This is a genomic window from Streptomyces sp. CA-249302, from assembly GCF_050936785.1.
Lineage (GTDB): Bacteria > Actinomycetota > Actinomycetes > Streptomycetales > Streptomycetaceae > Streptomyces.
Window position 1 is genome coordinate 9,579,310 of the sequence record NZ_JBNJMG010000001.1, and the last position, 17,577, is coordinate 9,596,886.

The following is a 17,577-nucleotide window of genomic DNA, read 5'->3' on the forward strand; positions in this document are numbered from 1 at the left end:
GGAGGAAGCGCGATGACCGATCGGACACTCCTTCGCGCCGGGCACGTCGTCTCCATGGACCCCGCCATCGGGGACCTGCCGAGGGGTGACGTCCTGATCGAGGACGGGCAGATCACGGCCGTACAGCCGGAGATCAGTGCCGACGCCGAAGTACTCGACATGACCGGCCGGATCGTCGTCCCCGGCTTCGTCGACACCCACCGCCACACCTGGGAGGCGTCCATCCGCGGCGTCGCCCCCGACGCCACCCTGGACGACTACTTCGTCGACATCCTCGACACCTTCGCCCCGCTCTACACGCCCGAGGACGTGTACGCGGCCAACCTCGCCGGCGCCCTCGAATGCCTCAACGCCGGCATCACCACGGTCGTCGACTGGTCCCACATCAACAACACGCCCGAGCATCCGGACGCGGCGATCCAGGCGCTCGGCGAGACCGGCATCCGCGCGCAGTACGCGTACGGCAGCGCCAACACCTCCCTCGCCGACTACTGGTTCGAGAGCAAGATCGCGATCCCGGGCGACGACGTCCGCCGTATCCGCGACAGGTACTTCGCCTCCGACGACGGCCTGCTGACCATGGGGCTCGCCACCCGCGGCCCCGGTTTCTGCGTCAACGACGTCGTCACCGCCGAATGGGCCCTCGCCCGCGAACTCGGCATCCCGATCACCGTGCACGTGGCGATGGGCCGGATGGCCGGCCGCTTCGGCATGGTGAAGCAGCTGGGCGACCTCGGTCTCCTCGGCCCGGACACCACCTACATCCACTGCTGCTACTTCAGCGAGGAGGAGTGGCGGATGGTCGCCGACAGCGGCGGTACGGTGTCCATCGCGCCGCAGGTCGAGACGCAGATGGGGCACGGCTGGCCGCCCGTGATGAAGGCGATCGAGTACGGGCTGCGACCGTCCCTCAGCATCGACGTCGTCACCACCGTCCCCGGCGACATGTTCACCCAGATCCGCGCGGCCTTCGGCGCCGAGCGGGCCCGCGTCAACGCCGAGTGCTGGCAGGCCGATGTGCCGGTCCCCGAAACGATGTTGACGGCACGTCAGATGCTGGGGATCGCCACGAGCAACGGCGCGCATGTCGCGGGACTGGAGCACCGCACCGGTTCCCTGACCCCCGGCAAGCGCGCCGACATCGTCGCCCTCGACGCCACCGCCCTGAACGTGGCGCCGGTGCACGACGCGGCCGCCGCGGTCACCCTGTCCGCCGACGTTTCCAACGTCGAGACGGTCATCGTCGACGGCGTGGTACACAAGCGCGACGGGAAGCTGACGGCCGACGTGGCGCGGGCCCGGCGGCTGGTCGAGGAGTCCCGTGACCGGCTCCTCGCGGCGAAGGAGGCGAAGCCGACCGCATGACTCGACACCTGGTGCGCCGGGCCGCCGACGCAACCGAGCCGCCGTACGACCAACTCGGCTATTACAGGCGGGAGTTGGTCGGCGAGGGCGACGGCAGCGCGCACACCGGCTTCGGCGTCTGCGAACTGCGGCCGGACGGCGCGGTCCCCGCGCATGTGCACTCGTACGAGGAGAGCTTCCACGTCCTCGACGGGACGGTGATCCTCGAAATGCCGGAGGGCGCCTTCCTGTTGGAGGAGGGCGACTACGGCATCCTCCCGACCGGCGTCCCGCACGCCTGGCGCGGCGCCGGGGACACGGCGGCCCGCTGGGCGGACATGCTCGCGCCGGTACCGCGGGCCCGCTACGGACACGACACCCAGTCGGTCCCGGACCTGCCGTCGCGCACGCCCGTCCGTATCGACGTCCGTGACCCGCGCACCAGGTCCTTCGGCCACTTCGAGCCCGCCCAGATGGACCCGGGCAAGCAGTCCCAGGACCTCCTCGCGGTCTCCGCGAGCATGCGCACCGCGCTGCTCGTCTACAGCGGCATCACGGTGAAGATGATGGTCGACGGCGACCTCGGCGCGGTCGCCTCGACCATGTTCATGGTCCAGTACGCGCCCGACGGTGTCGCCGGCACCCACGACCACCCCTTCGAGGAGACGTACTACTTCCTCGAAGGCGAGGCCGACGCGGTCTTCGACGGTGAGCGCTACCGCCTGGGGCCCGGCGACTGCGCCTGGGCGGGCGCCGGTTGCGTGCACGGCTTCGCCAACGCCGGTAACGGACCGCTGCGTTGGCTGGAGACCCAGGCCCCGCAGCCGCCGCCGCGCCACTCGTACCGCTTCACCCGCGACTGGGAGTACCTGAGGGAGGCCCTGGAGCCATGAGCAGTGTCCTGGTCGTCGGCGGCACGTCGGGCATCGGCCGCGAACTCGCCCGGGTCCGCGCGGAGTCGGGCGACGAGGTCGTGCTGACCGGCCGCGACGCCGACCGTGCCGCGGCCGTCGCCAAGGAGGTCGGTGCCCGCGGCCTCGCCCTGGACCTCTCCCAACCCCGGTCGATCGCAGGGGCGTTGGCAGACGTCGGCCGCGTCGACCACCTGGTCCTCGCGGGCGTCTCCCGCGACGAGAACCGCGCCGCCGACTACGACATCGACGGCGCCCTCGCCCTCGTCACCCTCAAACTCGTCGGCTACACCGAGGTCGTGCACGTGCTGCGGCCCCGCATGACCGACGAGAGCGCGATCGTCGTCTTCGGTGGCCAGGCCAAGGAGCGGCCGTATCCCGGGGCGACGACGGTGGCGACGGTCAACGCGGGAGTACGGGGCCTGGTGAACACCCTGGCCGTCGAGCTGGCGCCGGTCCGTGTCAATGCCGTCCACCCGGGCGTCGTGGGCGACAGCCCGTACTGGCAGGCCAAGCCGGCGGAGGTGCTGGCGGCCCTGCGAGCCCGGACCCCGACCGGACGGCTCGCCACGATGGCGGATGTGGTGGACGCGGTGGACTTCCTGCTGCGCAACAGGTCTGTCAATGCGGTGGAGTTGAGCGTGGACGGGGGGTGGCTGTTGGGGTGAGCGAAGCGACCGTGAGTGGAGGCAAGGCGTGCGTGGCGGTGATCGGGGCCGGGCGGATGGGTGCCGCGATGGCGGTACGGCTGCGCGAGGCCGGGTTCCAGGTGACGGCGTACAACCGCACCCGGGCGAAGGCCGAGGCCACCGGTGCCGTCGTCGCGGACTCGGCCCGGGAGGCCGTCGCGGCGGCGGACGTCGTCCTCGTCTCGCTGGCCGACGACCGCGCCGTGACCCAGGCGTACGGCGGGGCCGACGGGATCGCCGCCGGCCTGCGTCCCGGCACGGTGGTCCTGGACACGAGTACCGTCGCCCCCGAGACGGTGACCGCGCTGAGCCCGCTCGTCGAGAAGACGGGCGCCACCCTCCTGGACGCCCCCGTCTCCGGCAGCGTCGTCTTCGTGGAGCAGGGCAGGCTCACCGTCATGGTCGGCGGAGACGCCACCGCACTGGAGCGGGCCCGCCCCGTGCTGGACGTCCTGGCCGCGCACGTCGTCCACCTCGGCCCGGCCGGCGCCGGCGCCGCGATGAAACTGGCGGTCAACTCCCTTCTCCTGGGCCTGAATCAGGCCCTCGCCGAAGCCCTCGTCCTGGCCGAGCGGGCGGGGGTGTCCCGCGAGTCGGCGTACGAGGTGTTCGCGTCGGGCGCCGCGGGGGCGCCGTTCGTGCAGTACAAGCGGGACGCGTATCTGCACCCCGACCGAGCCGTGGTCGCCTTCACCCTCGAACTGGTCGCCAAGGATCTCGACCTGGCCCTGTCCCTCGCGGAACGGGTGGGCGCACCCATGCAACAGGCCGCCACCAACCGACAGTTGGTGGGTGAGGCCATGGACGGCGGTCTGGCCGACCGGGACCTGAGCGCGATCGCGGAGTTCCTCCGAGGCCGTGTCCCCGGAGGTCCGTAGTCAGCCCTTGACACCGACTCCCGCATAAAGAGCCACGGGCTCCTCGCCCTCCCCACCGACCTCCGACGGCCGCCAGTCCACCACACACACGATCCCCGGCTCGATCACCTCAAGTCCCTTGAAGAACCTGCCCATCTCGGCCTGCGAACGGGCCACCAGCGTCACTCCGCCCGCCGAGTACGCCTCGATGCTCCGCCGTACGTTCTCCGGCTCGAAGTCGGCGGTCATCGCCGAGAGGACGAGACAACTCCCTGGCGCCAGCGCGTCGACGAGGGTGTCCACCAGGTCGTGGGCGCCGTCCTCGTCCGCGACGAAGTGCAGCAGGGCGATCAGTGAGAGTGCGACCGGCCGGCCGAAGTCGAGTACGCGGCCCGCCTGTTCGAGGATCGAGCGGGGATCGCGGGCGTCCGCCTGCACATACTCCGTGACACCTTCCGGCGTGCCGCGCAGCAGCGCGCCCGCGTGGGCCAGCACGATCGGGTCGTTGTCGACGTAGACGACGCGCGCGTCCGGTGCGACACCCTGGGCGACCTGGTGGAGGTTGGGCTCGGTAGGGATCCCCGTGCCGATGTCGAGGAACTGGCGGATCCCCGACTGCTCGGCCAGCAGCCGCGTGGCCCGCCGCATGAAGCCGCGGTTGGCACGCGCGGCCCTCGCCGCGGCGGGCTCGATGGCCATGATCTGCCGCCCGAGCTGCTCGTCGACGGGATAGTTGTCCTTGCCGCCGAGGAACCAGTCGTAGACACGGGCCGGGTGCGGCCTGCTCGTGTCGATCCGGGAGAGGCCCGGCCCGGTCGCGGTCACGCACTGCTCCTCTGCTCGGCGTACCCGAAGTCACGCGCGAGCAGTCTGGCACGCCCACCCACCCCGACGTAGCCCTCGCCCGGTGTCGGTCAGTTGCCGCGCGGCCAGTTCTCGGCGTCGAACATCCACCGCTCCCTCTCCAGCTCCGCGGTGAGCGAGATCAGCAGGTCCTGGGTGACCGGATCCGGCTCGTCGGTCGCGGCGATCCTCCCCCAGAGGGGGCACCCCCACCGCAGCCGGCCGTCCGGCGGCAGGCCCAGCGCCGCCGACCGCTCCGCCACCGTGTCGGCGTACGAGCGTGCTCTGAAGTGCCTCCCCGGCGACCTCGCGGGCCGGCTCGGGAAGCGTGCTCTTCACCACGGTCATGGGGTTGCTCCTCCTTGTCGTCCGTGGACGCGCGGGTGCCCAGGGCGAAAGGAGGGCAGACGTGACGGTCTGCCGGCTCGCGGCGCCGTCTCAGTCCCTGAGCCTGTCGTCCAGGAAGCGAACGAGGTGCGCGAACACCTCCGCCTTGTTCGTCTCGTGGAAGACCTCGTGCCGGGCGCCTGCATAGATCCGCTCGGTGAGCCACCGGCCCCTCAGCTGCTCGATGCCGACCCGGCTCCCGGCGAGCGGCACCAGCCGGTCGTCGTCGCCGTGCAGCCACAACAGCGGCAGCGGCCCGACGTCCCCGCCCTTGGCCACGGTCTCCAGGGTCCGCGCGAACGCCTCCAGCGTCGGCCGCTTCATCGGCCCGTGCCAGACCAGCGGATCCGCCGCGTACGCCGCCCCGACCGCCGGGTCCCGGGAGAGCGAGGCCGGGCTGATCGGCGTGTCCGGGATCTCGTCCAGCGCGAGCAGTCGCCCCGGCAGCTCCCAGGCCCCGATCACCGGCCCGGACAGCACCAGCGCGGCGAGCCCGTCGCCGTACCGCTGGGCGTACCGCGCGGAGATCAGCCCGCCCATGGAGTGCCCGACGAGGACGACCGGCAGCCCTGGGTGCAGGGATCCCGCCAGCCCGACCACGGCGTGGACATCGGCGACGACCTCCTCGAAGTCCTCGATCAGCACCCGCTCGCCGTCCGACTTCCCGTGCCCCATGTGATCGGGCCCGAAGACGACCGCGCCATGCCCCACCAGGACCCCGGCCACCTCCTCGTAGCGGCCGACGTGTTCGCCGTAACCGTGCACCACGAGAGCCACGTACCGCGGCCGCTCCGCAGGCCACTCGCGCACGACGACGGCACCACGGGTTCCCGGGAGCACGTGCTCGCGGACGTCCGGCATTTGTCCTCCAGTTGCTTCGGCGGAAGGTCGTCTCCGGGATCTTCCCAGTGCGGGTCGGCACATCCGGCGCATCCGAACGCCGGGCGCCAACCAGCGAGACGGTACTTACACACACCGTTGCCTGCACATAGCATCGGTCCCCGCATGGACACGATGACGCTCTGGCACATAACCACCTGGGAATTCGCGGCCCTGGCCTGCGCAGCCCTCCTCGTAGGCTTCTCCAAGACCGCCGTGAGCGGGGCCAACACGGTCAGCCTCGCCATCTTCGCGGCGATCCTGCCCGCCCGCGCCTCCACCGGCGTCCTCCTGCCGATTCTGATCGCCGGCGACGTCCTCGCCGTGATCACGTACCGCCGCCACGCCCACTGGCCCACCCTGTGGCGACTGTTCCCGGCGGTCGCGGCGGGGGTGGTCGTCGGCACACTCTTCCTGGTGTGGGCCGACGACGCGGTCGTACGGACGTCGATCGGCGCGATCCTGCTCCTCATGGCGGCGGTGACGATATGGCGCCGGCGCAAGGCGGAGGCCGACGAGGAACCGGACTCGGTGACCACCCGCTCCGGCCGGATCAAGGCCCGCTCGTACGGCGTCCTCGGCGGCTTCACCACCATGGTGGCGAACGCGGGCGGCCCCGTGATGTCGATGTACCTCCTGTCGGCCGGCTTCCGGAAGCTCGGCTTCCTCGGCACCTCGGCGTTCTTCTTCCTGATCGTGAACGTGTCGAAGGTGCCCTTCAGCGCCGGCCTCGGCCTGATCGACGGCCACTCCCTCCTCCTCGACGCGGCTCTCGTGGTGTTCGTCGTCCCCGGCGCGCTGTTCGGCAAATGGGCTGTGAACCGAATCAACCAGCGCCTCTTCGAGCAACTCGTGATCGCGGCGACGATCGTCGGCGGCCTGCAACTACTTCTGCGCTGAACCCCGCAGCAGCCCCGGCAGGTCCGCGAACGAGTCGATCACATGATCGGGTCCGCCACTCGCCGCCCGCTCCGTCTCCGGCAGGTACTTCCCCGTCCTGACCAGCACCCCGGTGACCCCGGCGCGCTGCGCGGCCAGCACGTCCGACTCGACGTCGTCCCCGACCATCACCGCCTCGTCGGCCCCCACCCCGAGCCGCGCCAGCGCCGCCTCGAAGAACGCGGCCGCGGGCTTCCCGGTGACCTCGGCCTCGACCCGAGCCGCCCGTTCCAGCCCGGCGAGAAACGCACCGGAGTCGAGCTGCAACCCCTGGTCCGTACGCCAGTACAGATTCCGGTGTACGGCCACCAGTCGCGCCCCGCGCTGTAGACAACCGAAGACCCGGTTGAGCGTGTCGTAGTCGAACTCCGGACCGGCACCTCCGACGACGACCAGATCCGGAACGGCCCCGTCCGCAAGGTCGCCCGGCTCGACGAGGTCGACGCCGACCAGGTCCTCCCGGATGTCCCCGCTGTTCAGCAGCGCGCACCGCGCCCCCGGCCAGCGCTCGGCGAGATACGCGGCGGTGGCGACCGGAGCCGTGAGGATGTCCTCCGCGTCGACCTCGAACCCCGCCGCCCGCAGCGTCCCGGCGATCGACGCCCGCGTCCGTGAGGTCGTGTTGGTCACCAGCGCGACACCGAGCCCGGCCTCCCGGATCTCCCGCAGCGCCGCCACGGCCCCCGGCAGCGGCTGCCAGGAGACGGTGAGCACTCCGTCGATGTCGATCAGCACGGCACGTACGGAATCCATGTGCGGACGATAGCCGGACCCGCCCGCAGGACACGGGAATGCGACGGCGGGAGGCGTTGTTGAACCGGCTGTGATTGACATGCTCGGATCGAGAATCCGTGGCGTGGGCGAAGGGAGGACCCGATGGCACGCAGCAAGGCGCGCCCCGTCGTAACGCTGAGGTCGACGGCCGGAACCGGCGTCACCTACGTGACCCGCAAGAACCGCCAGAACCACCCTGACCGGCTGGTCCTGCGCAAGTACGACCCGGTGGCCGCGGCCCACGTCGAGTTCCGCGAAACCCGCTGAACATCGCCGTACCGCACCGCCTCCCCAGGAAGGAAACCCCGTGAAGCCCCGCATTCATCCCGACACCCGGCTCGTCGTCTTCCGCGACCGTGCCGCGGACACCGCCTTCTTGACCCGCTCCACCGCCGACTCGTCGAAGACGGTCGAGTGGGAGGACGGCCGCACATACCCCGTGATCGACGTCGAGATCTCCTCGGCGTCCCACCCCTTCTACACCGGCAACACGCGGGTCGTGGACACCGCGGGCCGAGTGGAGCGCTTCGAGCGCCGCTACGGCCGTGCCGGCACGCGCGACTAGGAGAGCAGAACCATGAAGGTGCGCAAGTCCTTGCGCTCGCTGAAGTCCAGGCCCGGCGCCCAGGTGGTCCGCAGGCGCGGCGTGGTCTACGTGATCAACAAGAGGGACCCGCGCTTCAAGGCCCGCCAGGGCTGACGGCGATACGGGTACCGGGCGGCCCCCCACCTGCGGGGGCCGCCCGTGTCTGCGTCAGGGCACGATCCCGACCCCGTCGACCCTGCCCCACGCCTTCTCCTGCGCCGCGGTCATGGCGGGCCAGCGCAGCCCGCCCGGCCGCGGCCGCACCCGGGAGGCGTAGGAGGAGGGGTGGAAGCCGGCGTCGTAGAAACAGCCCGTGCCGTACGTCCGGTCGAAGCGTGCGCACGAGTCCGTGACCGACCGTGGAGTCGGCCTCTTCCCGCTGCGCACCCAAGTGTCCAGTGCGGCAATGGAGTTGGCGTACTCGGAGTCGCTGAGCTCACTGTGCTCGGCCTCCCGGGTGAACGTCTGCGCCAAGTACCGCTCCCGGTTGGCCCCTTGGAGCGTCGCCCGATACGCGGCCTCGTGCTCCACGAACGCCGTCGGGTCGTCGATCGCGTGGAGCGTGAGCACGGGGATCGCCACCTTGCCGGTGAGATCGCTGTCGTAGGACAGATCCCGTACGGCGGTCGGGTCGGCGGCGAAGCGCTCGACGCCCGCGTTGAGCGCCTCGTCGTCGTGTGAACCGGCGTATCGAACTCCCTGGTTGGAGAAGGGATTTCGCCCGCCGAGCCGGTCGCGCACGATGTCGCGGAAGGTGAAGGTCGCGAACCGCAGATGCGACTCCAGGGTGCGCTCGGGGATACCGGTGACGGCGAGGATGTCGTCGAGGTCGCGCTGTTGCAGCGCGGTCCGCTCCTGCGGCGGCGAGGCGTACCCCGTGCACTCCTGGAGCCGGGCGCGCAGCCCGGTGGCGGTCATCGTCGAGTCGGCCCGCAGCCCCTGCCAGAGCGGGTACTGAGGCTCGGCGGGCCGGGGTGGTTGCGGCAGTAGTACTGGTAGACGACGCGCAGGTCGACACGGTAGTCGTATCCCCGGGACCCGCCCGCGAGGACGCCGCTGGTGAGCAACGCCCCGTCGTACGGCCCGTGTTGGCGACCGTAGGTCTCCACCACCTTGGCGGCCACGTCCCCGCCCCACGACTGCCCGTGCACATACGTCCGCCGCGGCTTCCCGAACTCCCCGACGAACAACCGGCGTACGTTCTCGGTGTCCGCGGCCGCCATCCGGGTGCCGTAACCGCCGCGCCGGTACGAGGATCCCGCCCAGGCGTACCCCTCCTTCACCATCACCGACCACCGCGCGAGATCGTCGAGGCTGCGCTGCGGATCCGAACCGGCACCGAGGTCGGGACCACCGTGGGCGTGCACGACGAGGGAGCCGTTCCAGGCCTTCGGGACGGCGATGGCGTAGTAGGCGCCGTTGGAGTCCTTGCCGGTGTAACAGGTGGCCTTCGCGGCGAGTTCGGCCGGGCAGCCGACGGCGGCCGGCGGGGGTTCGGCCGCCTGGGCGGGAGGGCCGCCCGCGAGCGCGGCGACCACCGCCGTCAGTGCGACGATCAACCCCGTGCGGCGGCTGGCTCTGCGGATCCGTGCACGCGTTCCCGACCTGTCCAAGACGCTGCTCCTCGACCTCGTCGACGCTCCGTCGCGCCGTCGGCGGCGATGCTAGGAACGGGCTGTGAGCCGGGGCCATGGTCTTGATCGTTGTGTTCATACTGTTCGCCCCGCGCAGCACCCGGGCGCGACGTCGGGCCGTCGCCCCGCACCTCGTAGGCTCCTCGCATGCCCCACCACGTCCTGATCCTCGGCGGCACCACCGAGGCCCGCGAACTGGCCGCCGCCCTCGCGGCCCGCCCGGACGTGCGCGTCACCACCTCCCTCGCCGGGCGCGTGTCCCGGCCGGGCGCGCTGGCGGGCGACGTCCGGGTCGGCGGCTTCGGCGGCGCGGACGGACTCGCGGCCTGGCTGCTCGCCGAACGGGTCGACGCCCTGGTCGACGCCACCCACCCCTTCGCCGAGGCGATCACGGCGAACGCGGCCCGGGCCGCGGCGGCCACCGGCGTCCCATCGGTGGTGCTGCGCCGCCCGGGCTGGCAGCCCGGTCCCGAGGACCGCTGGCACCAGGTCGCGTCCCTGTCCGCCGCGGCCGACGCGCTGCACCGCTTCGGCCCCCGCGTGTTCCTGACCACCGGCCGCCTGGGCCTCGCGGCCTTCGCCCATCTCTCGGACCACCACTTCGTCGTACGATCCGTGGAGCCCCCCGAGCCGCCGATGCCCCCGCACACCGAAGTGCTGCTCGGGCGCGGGCCGTTCAGCGTGGACGACGAGACGACGCTGCTGCGCGAGTACCTGGTCGACGTCATGGTGACGAAGGACAGCGGGGGAGCGGCCACGGCGGCGAAGCTGACGGCCGCGCGTGGGCTGGGGGTGCCGGTGGTGGTCGTACGACGGCCGTCGTTGCCGGACGGCACGCAGGTGGTGTCGGACGTGGCGGGGGCCCTGTGGTGGCTCTGGCGGGGTGGAGATCGGATATGAGTGGAACTCCGCGGTACGGGACGGGAGACGTGCGGGCGGCGTGGGGTCGGGTGACCGTGTGGCTTGCCCGCAACGACCCCGAGACTCTCGCGGCGCTCGGCGGCCCGGGGAGTCATGAGGCCGTCCGGGAAGCCGAACTGCGTATGGGGCTGGCCCTGCCGGAGGAACTGCGGCTGTGGCTGCTGACGAACGACATCGACGCCGGCGGACAACCCGACGATCGGTCGTCTCTGGTGGCGCTGGGGTGCGAGCTGGACATCCCTGGCGGGCATCTCCTGCTCGGGCTGACAGATATTCAGCGGGTCTACCTCAGCCGGATGGGCCTGGAGGAGATGGAACCGTCGCCGGACTCCGACTACCCGTTCTGGCGCCGTGAGTGGATACCCGTCGCCGCGGAGCGCGATGGTCTCTACGGGACGTTTCTGGACGCGATCCGCGGCACCATCGGATTCTGGGACGAGGCACACGGTCCCGAAGAGGGCGTGTACGCCTCGTTGTCCGCCTTCTTCCAGGAGACGGCGGACCGGCTGGAAGGTGCGTCCTCGGGAGATTGGAGGGGCCCCGGCCGGCCGGCTGAACCCCGAGAGCCCGATCCCCGTCCGGAGGACGAGCCGATACGCCTGTGGGCACGCGCCAACGGCTATCCCGTGAACGATCGTGGGCGCATCCCCGCATCCATCCGCGAGGCTTACGAGATGTCACACAGGTGACCGCCGCCTCTGGCCGTGCCGGCCGACGACCATCGGCTTCTCTCAACTGAGCCACTCTCAGAGCAGGGCCTAGTGGGCGTCGGCCAGTTCGGCCTGTCGGCTCTGCGGCAGTCCGGTGGTCAGGTCCTCGACCAGCAGTCGCTTCGCGATCGTGTCCACCGCGGCGCGCAGGTCGGTGCCCGAGGGACGGCCGATGTCCTGCTGCACCCGCTCCTCCAGCCACCTGCCCCAGGCCTTGCCGATGACGCCGGCCTCGCGCTCGCCCGCCTCGGTGTGGGAGAGCAGATAGCCGTCGCGGGTGAGATAGCCCTCCTCGACCATGCGGTCGAAGACCGGCAGCAGCACCTCGGGCGGCATGTGCCGGCGTGCCGCGATCAGTCCGAGGCTGGCGTGGCCGACCAGCCGAGTGAACAGCTCGACCTGCATCACGGCCCAGGCACCGGCGATGTCGAGGCGGGTGTCGGACTCCGCCATGATCCGGCGCGCGGTGTCCAGGTCGGTGCTGCCGATGATCTTCCCCACGGCCGTTTCGAGCAGCCGCTGCGAGTCCGCGCCGTGCGGGGAGGCGAAGCCCTCGCCCATGTCGGTGGAACCCTTGCGGGCGCTGTCGCGCAGTTCGACCTGCTTCAGGAAGAGCGAGACCAGGAAGCCGATCGCCGCGACCGGCACGGTCCACAGGAAGACGGTCTGGATGGTGTCCGCGTAGGCGTCGATGATCGGCGCGGCGGCCGCCGACGGCAGCTTGTGCAGCCCCTCCGGACTGGTCGCCGCCTTGGAGATCACGGCGGGGGCCGCGGCGCCGGTCTTCACGGCGGCGGCGATCCCGTCGGTGAGGTTCGGCTTGAGCGAGTTGGTGTAGATCGTCCCGAAGACCGCGGTGCCGAAGGAACTGCCCAGCGTACGGAAGAAGGTGACGCCGGAGGTCGCGGTGCCGAGGTCGGCGTACTCGACGGTGTTCTGTACGGCGATCGTCAGCACCTGCATGCACAGGCCGATACCGGTGCCCAGCACGAACATGTACAGCGACTCCAGCCACGCCCCGGTACCCGGCCCCATCAGGGACATCAGATACAGCCCGAGGCCCATCACCAGGGAACCGACGATCGGGAAGACCCGGTACTGGCCGGTCTTGCTGACCACGTTGCCGCTGAAGACCGACGCGATGAGCAGGCCGATCACCATCGGCAGCGTCCGCACGCCGGAGACCGTGGCCGAGTCGCCGTCGACGTACTGGAGATAGCTCGGCAGATACGTCATCGCGCCGAGCATCGCGAAGCCGACGATGAAGCTGAGGATCGAGCAGACCGTGAACACCGGGTTCCCGAACAGCCGCATGGGCAGCATCGGTTCGCGGGCCCGGGTCTCCGTCCAGCAGAACAGTGCGAGCGCGATCGCGCCCCCGACGAAGAGGCCGATGATGACGCCGGAACCCCACGCGTACTCGTTGCCGCCCCAACTGGTCGCCAGGATCAGGGCGCTCGCGCCGACCGCGACCAGCGCGATGCCCAGGTAGTCGATGACGGGCCGGGAGGCCGACTTCACCACCGGGATGGTGCGGGCGGCCGCGACGACCACCAGGATCGCGATCGGTACGTTGACGTAGAACGCCCAGCGCCAGGACAGATGGTCGGTGAACAGCCCGCCGAGCAGCGGTCCGATGACCGTCGCCACGCCGAACACCGCGCCGATCGCGCCCTGGTACTTGCCGCGCTCCCGCAGCGGGATGACGTCGGCGATCAGCGCCATCGCCGTCACCATCAGCCCGCCGGCGCCGATGCCCTGCATCGCCCGCCAGGCGATCAGCAACGACATGTTGGTGGCCAGACCGCACAGGAACGAGCCGGTGATGAACACGATCGCCGACACCTGGAAGACCACCTTGCGGCCGAACAGGTCGCCGAACTTGCCGACCAGCACGGTCGAGACGGTCTCCGCGAGCAGGTACGACGTCACCACCCACGACATGTGCGCGGCACCGCCGAGGTCCGACACGATCGTGGGCAAGGCGGTGCCCACGATCGTCTGGTCCAGGGCCGCGAGCAGCATGCCGAGCATGATCGTCACGAAGACGACGTTGCGGCGCCGCGAGTCCAGCACGGGTGGCTGCGCGGCCACGGACGGGGCGGTGTCGTCGGTCACTGTCACGAGGTCACGATCACACCGACGGCCCAGCGGCGCCTGCGGAGGCGGTCCGCTTGGGTGGCGTAAGCCCAGGTCCGCGGCTCGGGCTAGCGCTCCTCGGGGTGCCTGCGTAGCAGATACGTATCCATGATCCAGCCCTTGCGCTCACGGGCCTCGGACCGCAGCCGCTCGATCCGCGGGGCGGCCTCGGCGATCGGCCCGGACGCGAGGATCTCGTCCGGCGTGCCTATGTAGGCGCCCCAGTAGATGTCGATGTCCTGGTCGGCGTACTGCCGGAAGGTCTGCTGCGCGTCCAGCATCACCACGACATCGTCCACCCCTTCCGGGAACCCCTCGGCGAGGCGCCGCCCGGTGGTGATCTGCACGGGGCGGGCGACGCGGTTCAGCCCGGTCCGGTGGCGGGCGACGAGCGCCGAGACGCTGCTGATGCCGGGCACGACGACGTACTCGAACTCGACGCCCCCGCGCTCCCGCACCTCGTCGAGAATCCCGATCGTGCTGTCGTAGAGCGCCGGGTCCCCCCACACCAGAAACGCGCCGCTCTCCCCGTCCCCCAACTCCTCGGCGATCAACCGCTCGTAGATCCCGGCCCGGGCACTCCGCCAGTCCCCGACGGCCGGGAGTACCCGGCCCCGCCCGCCTTCCGGTCCCGCTCGGGGTCGGTCGCCTCCACCACCCGGTACGGCTGCCCCTCCGGTATGTGCGCGTCGAGCATGTCCCTGCGGAGCTGGGTGAGATCGCTCTTCACCTCACCTTTCTCGAGGATGAAGAACACGTCCGTACTCCGCAGTGCCTTGACGGCCTGCAGGGTGAGCTGCTCGGGGTCGCCCGCACCGATACCGATGACATGAATCTTTCGCACCCCTCGAGTCTGCCGCACGGCACTGACAACGGGGACACCGCGTCGGGGCTGGTGGGCGGGCCCTGCCTCGCAGGGTTGAGCCTGCCGCCTGCCGCCCTACCGCTCCCCGGCATCTGCCCCCGGTCCCGGCCGCCCTCTGAGTCTCGGCGCCCGCGCCCCCGCATCCACGCCCTGGCCGTCCCCGCCGTCCCGCTCCACCTCGCCCGCCAGCCCCCGAGCCCAGGCGACGACCCCTGCCAGATCCATCCCGTACGGCTGGGGTTCTCCTGTTTCCATCGCCCACTGCTCCACCGCCCCGGCTCCTCGCCGCAGCAGCCGCGCGCCTCCCGTGACGTTCCCCCGGGCGGCATGCGTGAGCCCCACGGCCAGCTGAGCCATCCCGCGCCACAGTTCCCGTTCCGCCGCCGGACCCGACTTCCAGGCGTCCTCGAACACCTCGTGCGCGTGGAAGGGCTTCCCGGCGTCCAGCAGCTTCTGCGCCTCGGTCACGGTCTGTTCCGGGGTGCGTACGACGCCCTCGGGCTGCCGGGAGACACCCTGCGCGCCGTACGGCAGAGGCCGCCCCAGCCCGTCCCGCGGACGCGCGTTGCGCGCCCGGCCGTCGCCGTCCCGGTCCCGCGTGCCACTTGCCCCGCCCTCGCCGTCCCGGTCCCGCGCGTCGCGCGCCCCGCCCTTGTCGTCCCGTCCCTGTGTGCCCGGCGTTCGTCCTGAGGATGTGCTGGCCATGCACCGATTGTCCCGCGCCCCGGCTCCCCGCTGCGGTCGGGCCTCCGGCGTGGGGTAAAGTGCTGTTCGCGCGATCACGCGGTTCACCGCGGCGATCGCACCGGGACGTGGCGCAGCTTGGTAGCGCACTTGACTGGGGGTCAAGGGGTCGCAGGTTCAAATCCTGTCGTCCCGACGGTGCGAAGGGTCTTCGCAGGCGAGAGCCTGTGGGGGCCCTTTTCGTTTGCTCCCTGAGCCGGCTCTTCTTGACGTAAAGGGCAGATCGGGCGAAAGTGTAGATATACACCGTAAACATATGCCGTAGTCGTGGAGGCATGTGGCCATGTACAGCGACCCGATCACCAGCAGCGACCCGATCACCGGCAGCGAGGCGAACGGTGGGCCGCGTGGCACCGTGAGCCTGGTCGTGCCGGCGCGCAATGAGGCACGGAACATCCCTTGGGTCTTCGAACAGATCCCGACGTGTGTGGACGAGGTGATCCTCGTCGACGGCGACTCCGTCGACGCGACGGTTCCGGTGGCCATGGAGTGCCTGCCCACGGTGCGCCACGTACGCCAGAGCGGCCCCGGAAAGGGCAACGCACTGCGTACCGGCTTCCTCTCGGCGACCGGGGACTACGTGGTGATGATGGATGCGGACGGCAGCATGTCTCCGGCCGAGATCCCCCACTTCCTGCACTTCCTCCAGAACGGCTACGACTTCGTCAAGGGCTCCAGATTCGTCGAGGGCGGTGGCTCCCTGGACATCACCCACTTCCGGCGGATGGGGAACCGGGCCCTTCTGATGACCGCCAACCGGCTCTACCACGCGTCCCTGACCGACCTCTGCTACGGCTTCTGCGCCTTCCGGCGAAGCTTCCTGGACCAGCTGGACCTGCATGCCGCGGGCTTCGAGATCGAGGCCGAGATGGTCGTGCACGCCCTGCGCTCCGGGCTGCGGATCGCCGAGGTCCCCAGCCTCGAACTGCCCCGGCGCAGCGGTCGTTCCAATCTCCACGCCATCTCCGACGGACGCAGGGTGCTGCGCACTCTGCTCTCGGAACGGCCGGGTGCGAGGTCCGCCACGCCGAGCCGGCCGAGCGCGTCATGAGCTCCGTCGCCGCGCGTCCCGCCCGCGTCCGAGCACCGGTCCGGGTGGTCGACATCGACCTGGCCCGCCCGGGCGAGTTCCGGGGACCGGGGGATCGGCGGCTGATCGTGCCGCAGGGGCAGGTGCGCGCGCTCGTGCGGCTGCACGGACTCCCACTGGGCATGGTCGGTGCCACGGAGGTCTCCGGGCCCGACGACCTCTGGCGGGCGATTGCCGAAGCCGCCCGTGTCCAGCTGGCAAGCGACCTCGAACGGCATCTCGCCGCGGACCGGAAGTGGACCGTGGACGGCGGCCCCGACGGACGGCCTTGCCGGACAACCGGGCGCAGCGCCCTCAGGGATACTCCGCTGATCAGCGTGATCGTGGCCACCCGCGACCGGCCGGAGCAACTGCGCCGCTGTCTGCGCTCTCTGCTGCGGTCCGACTACCCCGAGTTCGAGGTCATCGTGGTCGACAGCGCCCCGGCGGACGGCGCGGCCGAGACACTGGTCCGCGAAGTCTTCGGCGGACAGGTCGGCTATGTCCGCGAACCCGTCGCCGGCCTGGCGCGCGCCCACAACCGAGGAATGACCCGCGTGCGGGGTCGCACGGTCGCCTTCACGGACGACGACACCCTCGTCGACGCCTCATGGCTGTCCGCGCTGGCCGAGACGTTCGCGTCCGACGCGCGCATCGGCTGCGTCACCGGATTGATCGTTCCCGCGGAGTTGGAGACACCGGCCCAGATCGCGCTCGACCGGCACGGTGACTTCGCCAAGGGATACGCGCCCCGCACCTGGTCACTGTCCGATCCGCCGACGGACCCGCTGTTCCCCTTCACCGCCGGGCGCTTCGGCTCCGGTGCGAACATGGCTTTCCGGACGGATGTGCTCCGCTCGCTGGGCGGTTTCGACGACGCCACGGGTGCCGGCACCCCGGCCCTGGGCGGGGACGATCTGCTCTCCTTCTTCGAAGTCCTGACCGCCGGTCACACTCTCGCCTACCAGCCGGCTGCCATCATCTGGCATCACCACCGTCGTCAGCAGGAAGCCCTGGCGGCGCAGGTGTTCGGCTACGGTGCCGGGCTCAGCGCCTATCTCACCGGCGCCCTGGCGCGCCATCCCCGTCGGCTGCCCGCCCTGGTGCGTCGGCTCCCCGGCGGGATCCGGTACGCCGTGACCCGATCGCGCGCCCGCAGCGCCGATCCGCAGGCCGACTGGTCCCGGCGCCTCGCCCTGCTGGAAGTGAGGGGAATGGCCTACGGACCGTGCGGCTATCTGCGTGGACGCCTGACTCGCGACCGCGCCGGACTCTGAGGTGAGCGC

At 71.0% G+C, this 17,577-nt stretch carries 17 protein-coding genes, 1 tRNA gene and 3 pseudogenes; 13 read left to right on the plus strand and 8 right to left on the minus strand.

Annotated features, from left to right (window positions below):
- Nucleotides 1–12: 12 nt before the first annotated feature.
- From ACQEWB_RS43170 to ACQEWB_RS43185, 4 genes are read left to right on the plus strand one after another with little or no spacing between them, the layout of a single operon-like run.
- Nucleotides 13–1,365 carry an amidohydrolase family protein gene (locus ACQEWB_RS43170; RefSeq protein ID WP_432841209.1) on the plus strand — a complete coding sequence of 451 codons (1,353 nt, stop codon included), beginning with the start codon at nt 13–15 and terminating at the stop codon, nt 1,363–1,365.
- Nucleotides 1,362–2,237 carry a cupin domain-containing protein gene (locus ACQEWB_RS43175; protein WP_432841211.1) on the plus strand — a complete coding sequence of 292 codons (876 nt, stop codon included), beginning with the start codon at nt 1,362–1,364 and terminating at the stop codon, nt 2,235–2,237. Before ACQEWB_RS43170 ends, ACQEWB_RS43175 begins: the two co-directional genes overlap by 4 nt.
- Nucleotides 2,234–2,923 carry an SDR family NAD(P)-dependent oxidoreductase gene (locus tag ACQEWB_RS43180; RefSeq protein WP_432841213.1) on the plus strand — a complete coding sequence of 230 codons (690 nt, stop codon included), beginning with the start codon at nt 2,234–2,236 and terminating at the stop codon, nt 2,921–2,923. The genes ACQEWB_RS43175 and ACQEWB_RS43180 overlap by 4 nt, the downstream gene beginning before the upstream one ends.
- Nucleotides 2,920–3,822, plus strand: a complete 903-nt coding sequence (locus ACQEWB_RS43185) for an NAD(P)-dependent oxidoreductase (protein ID WP_432841215.1) — start codon at nt 2,920–2,922, stop codon at nt 3,820–3,822. Before ACQEWB_RS43180 ends, ACQEWB_RS43185 begins: the two co-directional genes overlap by 4 nt.
- Here ACQEWB_RS43185 and ACQEWB_RS43190 read toward each other — a convergent pair whose 3' ends face one another.
- From ACQEWB_RS43190 to ACQEWB_RS43200, 3 genes and pseudogenes are all read right to left on the minus strand, one after another.
- Nucleotides 3,823–4,626, minus strand: a complete 804-nt coding sequence (locus ACQEWB_RS43190) for an SAM-dependent methyltransferase (protein WP_432841217.1) — start codon at nt 4,624–4,626, stop codon at nt 3,823–3,825.
- An 89-nt stretch (nt 4,627–4,715) separates the two neighbouring features.
- Nucleotides 4,716–4,992, minus strand: a pseudogene (locus ACQEWB_RS43195) (hypothetical protein).
- A 90-nt stretch (nt 4,993–5,082) separates the two neighbouring features.
- Nucleotides 5,083–5,892 carry an alpha/beta hydrolase gene (locus ACQEWB_RS43200; protein WP_432841219.1) on the minus strand — a complete coding sequence of 270 codons (810 nt, stop codon included), beginning with the start codon at nt 5,890–5,892 and terminating at the stop codon, nt 5,083–5,085.
- A gap of 144 nt (nt 5,893–6,036) precedes the next feature.
- Here ACQEWB_RS43200 and ACQEWB_RS43205 point away from each other — a divergent pair, with 144 nt between their 5' ends.
- Nucleotides 6,037–6,810, plus strand: coding sequence for a sulfite exporter TauE/SafE family protein (locus ACQEWB_RS43205; RefSeq protein ID WP_432841221.1), 774 nt, complete (start codon nt 6,037–6,039; stop codon nt 6,808–6,810).
- Here ACQEWB_RS43205 and ACQEWB_RS43210 read toward each other — a convergent pair.
- On the minus strand, nt 6,796–7,602 hold the full coding sequence (locus ACQEWB_RS43210) for an HAD-IIA family hydrolase (RefSeq protein WP_432841223.1): 807 nt from the start codon (nt 7,600–7,602) through the stop codon (nt 6,796–6,798). The two genes, ACQEWB_RS43205 and ACQEWB_RS43210, sit on opposite strands and share 15 nt — an antisense overlap.
- A gap of 123 nt (nt 7,603–7,725) precedes the next feature.
- Here ACQEWB_RS43210 and rpmG point away from each other — a divergent pair, with 123 nt between their 5' ends.
- Genes rpmG through ykgO form a run of 3 tightly spaced genes read left to right on the plus strand, consistent with a single transcriptional unit; the run spans nt 7,726 to nt 8,323 of the window.
- On the plus strand, nt 7,726–7,890 hold the full coding sequence (gene rpmG / locus ACQEWB_RS43215) for a 50S ribosomal protein L33 (protein ID WP_242761659.1): 165 nt from the start codon (nt 7,726–7,728) through the stop codon (nt 7,888–7,890).
- Between the two features lie 40 nt (nt 7,891–7,930).
- Nucleotides 7,931–8,188, plus strand: coding sequence for a type B 50S ribosomal protein L31 (locus ACQEWB_RS43220; protein ID WP_432841226.1), 258 nt, complete (start codon nt 7,931–7,933; stop codon nt 8,186–8,188).
- A gap of 12 nt (nt 8,189–8,200) precedes the next feature.
- Nucleotides 8,201–8,323 (plus strand): type B 50S ribosomal protein L36, encoded by a 123-nt coding sequence (ykgO, locus tag ACQEWB_RS43225; protein WP_432841228.1) that lies wholly within the window; start codon nt 8,201–8,203, stop codon nt 8,321–8,323.
- A gap of 54 nt (nt 8,324–8,377) precedes the next feature.
- Here ykgO and ACQEWB_RS43230 read toward each other — a convergent pair.
- Nucleotides 8,378–9,768: pseudogene (locus ACQEWB_RS43230) on the minus strand (hypothetical protein).
- Between the two features lie 222 nt (nt 9,769–9,990).
- Here ACQEWB_RS43230 and ACQEWB_RS43235 point away from each other — a divergent pair.
- Both ACQEWB_RS43235 and ACQEWB_RS43240 read left to right on the plus strand, forming a co-directional pair.
- Entirely contained in the window at nt 9,991–10,743 is a 753-nt protein-coding gene (locus tag ACQEWB_RS43235; RefSeq protein WP_432841230.1) for a cobalt-precorrin-6A reductase, read from the plus strand.
- Entirely contained in the window at nt 10,740–11,453 is a 714-nt protein-coding gene (locus ACQEWB_RS43240; protein WP_432841232.1) for an Lsr2 family DNA-binding protein, read from the plus strand. The genes ACQEWB_RS43235 and ACQEWB_RS43240 overlap by 4 nt, the downstream gene beginning before the upstream one ends.
- Nucleotides 11,454–11,522: 69 nt before the next feature.
- On the opposite strand, the gene ACQEWB_RS43245 is transcribed toward ACQEWB_RS43240, so the two are convergent.
- From ACQEWB_RS43245 to ACQEWB_RS43255, 3 genes and pseudogenes are all read right to left on the minus strand, one after another.
- Nucleotides 11,523–13,598, minus strand: coding sequence for an MDR family MFS transporter (locus ACQEWB_RS43245; RefSeq protein WP_432841234.1), 2,076 nt, complete (start codon nt 13,596–13,598; stop codon nt 11,523–11,525).
- Between the two features lie 83 nt (nt 13,599–13,681).
- A pseudogene (cobF, locus tag ACQEWB_RS43250) lies at nt 13,682–14,457 on the minus strand (precorrin-6A synthase (deacetylating)).
- Nucleotides 14,458–14,553: 96 nt separating this feature from the next.
- On the minus strand, nt 14,554–15,183 hold the full coding sequence (locus ACQEWB_RS43255) for a DUF309 domain-containing protein (RefSeq protein WP_432841236.1): 630 nt from the start codon (nt 15,181–15,183) through the stop codon (nt 14,554–14,556).
- Nucleotides 15,184–15,284: 101 nt separating this feature from the next.
- Here ACQEWB_RS43255 and ACQEWB_RS43260 point away from each other — a divergent pair.
- The 3 genes from ACQEWB_RS43260 (at nt 15,285) to ACQEWB_RS43270 (ending at nt 17,568) form a co-directional block, all read left to right on the plus strand.
- A tRNA-Pro gene (locus ACQEWB_RS43260) sits at nt 15,285–15,358 on the plus strand.
- A 147-nt stretch (nt 15,359–15,505) separates the two neighbouring features.
- Nucleotides 15,506–16,273, plus strand: a complete 768-nt coding sequence (locus ACQEWB_RS43265; protein ID WP_432841238.1) for a glycosyltransferase family 2 protein — start codon at nt 15,506–15,508, stop codon at nt 16,271–16,273.
- The gene (locus ACQEWB_RS43270; protein ID WP_432841240.1) at nt 16,270–17,568 is read left to right on the plus strand and encodes a glycosyltransferase; all 1,299 of its coding nucleotides are present in this window, start codon (nt 16,270–16,272) and stop codon (nt 17,566–17,568) included. The genes ACQEWB_RS43265 and ACQEWB_RS43270 overlap by 4 nt, the downstream gene beginning before the upstream one ends.
- Nucleotides 17,569–17,577 lie beyond the last annotated feature (9 nt).

Excerpts from the sequence above, each read along its gene's own strand:
- ACQEWB_RS43205 (WP_432841221.1), top strand. The coding sequence starts at position 6,037 with ATGGACACGATGACGCTCTGGCACATAACCACCTGGGAATTCGCGGCC.
- ACQEWB_RS43180 (WP_432841213.1), top strand. The coding sequence starts at position 2,234 with ATGAGCAGTGTCCTGGTCGTCGGCGGCACGTCGGGCATCGGCCGCGAA.
- ACQEWB_RS43210 (WP_432841223.1), bottom strand. The coding sequence starts at position 7,602 with ATGGATTCCGTACGTGCCGTGCTGATCGACATCGACGGAGTGCTCACC.
- ACQEWB_RS43270 (WP_432841240.1), top strand. The coding sequence starts at position 16,270 with ATGAGCTCCGTCGCCGCGCGTCCCGCCCGCGTCCGAGCACCGGTCCGG.
- ACQEWB_RS43170 (WP_432841209.1), top strand. The coding sequence starts at position 13 with ATGACCGATCGGACACTCCTTCGCGCCGGGCACGTCGTCTCCATGGAC.
- ACQEWB_RS43175 (WP_432841211.1), top strand. The coding sequence starts at position 1,362 with ATGACTCGACACCTGGTGCGCCGGGCCGCCGACGCAACCGAGCCGCCG.
- ACQEWB_RS43255 (WP_432841236.1), bottom strand. The coding sequence starts at position 15,183 with ATGGCCAGCACATCCTCAGGACGAACGCCGGGCACACAGGGACGGGAC.
- ACQEWB_RS43265 (WP_432841238.1), top strand. The coding sequence starts at position 15,506 with ATGTACAGCGACCCGATCACCAGCAGCGACCCGATCACCGGCAGCGAG.
- ykgO (WP_432841228.1), top strand. The coding sequence starts at position 8,201 with ATGAAGGTGCGCAAGTCCTTGCGCTCGCTGAAGTCCAGGCCCGGCGCC.
- rpmG (WP_242761659.1), top strand. The coding sequence starts at position 7,726 with ATGGCACGCAGCAAGGCGCGCCCCGTCGTAACGCTGAGGTCGACGGCC.
- ACQEWB_RS43240 (WP_432841232.1), top strand. The coding sequence starts at position 10,740 with ATGAGTGGAACTCCGCGGTACGGGACGGGAGACGTGCGGGCGGCGTGG.
- ACQEWB_RS43200 (WP_432841219.1), bottom strand. The coding sequence starts at position 5,892 with ATGCCGGACGTCCGCGAGCACGTGCTCCCGGGAACCCGTGGTGCCGTC.
- ACQEWB_RS43235 (WP_432841230.1), top strand. The coding sequence starts at position 9,991 with ATGCCCCACCACGTCCTGATCCTCGGCGGCACCACCGAGGCCCGCGAA.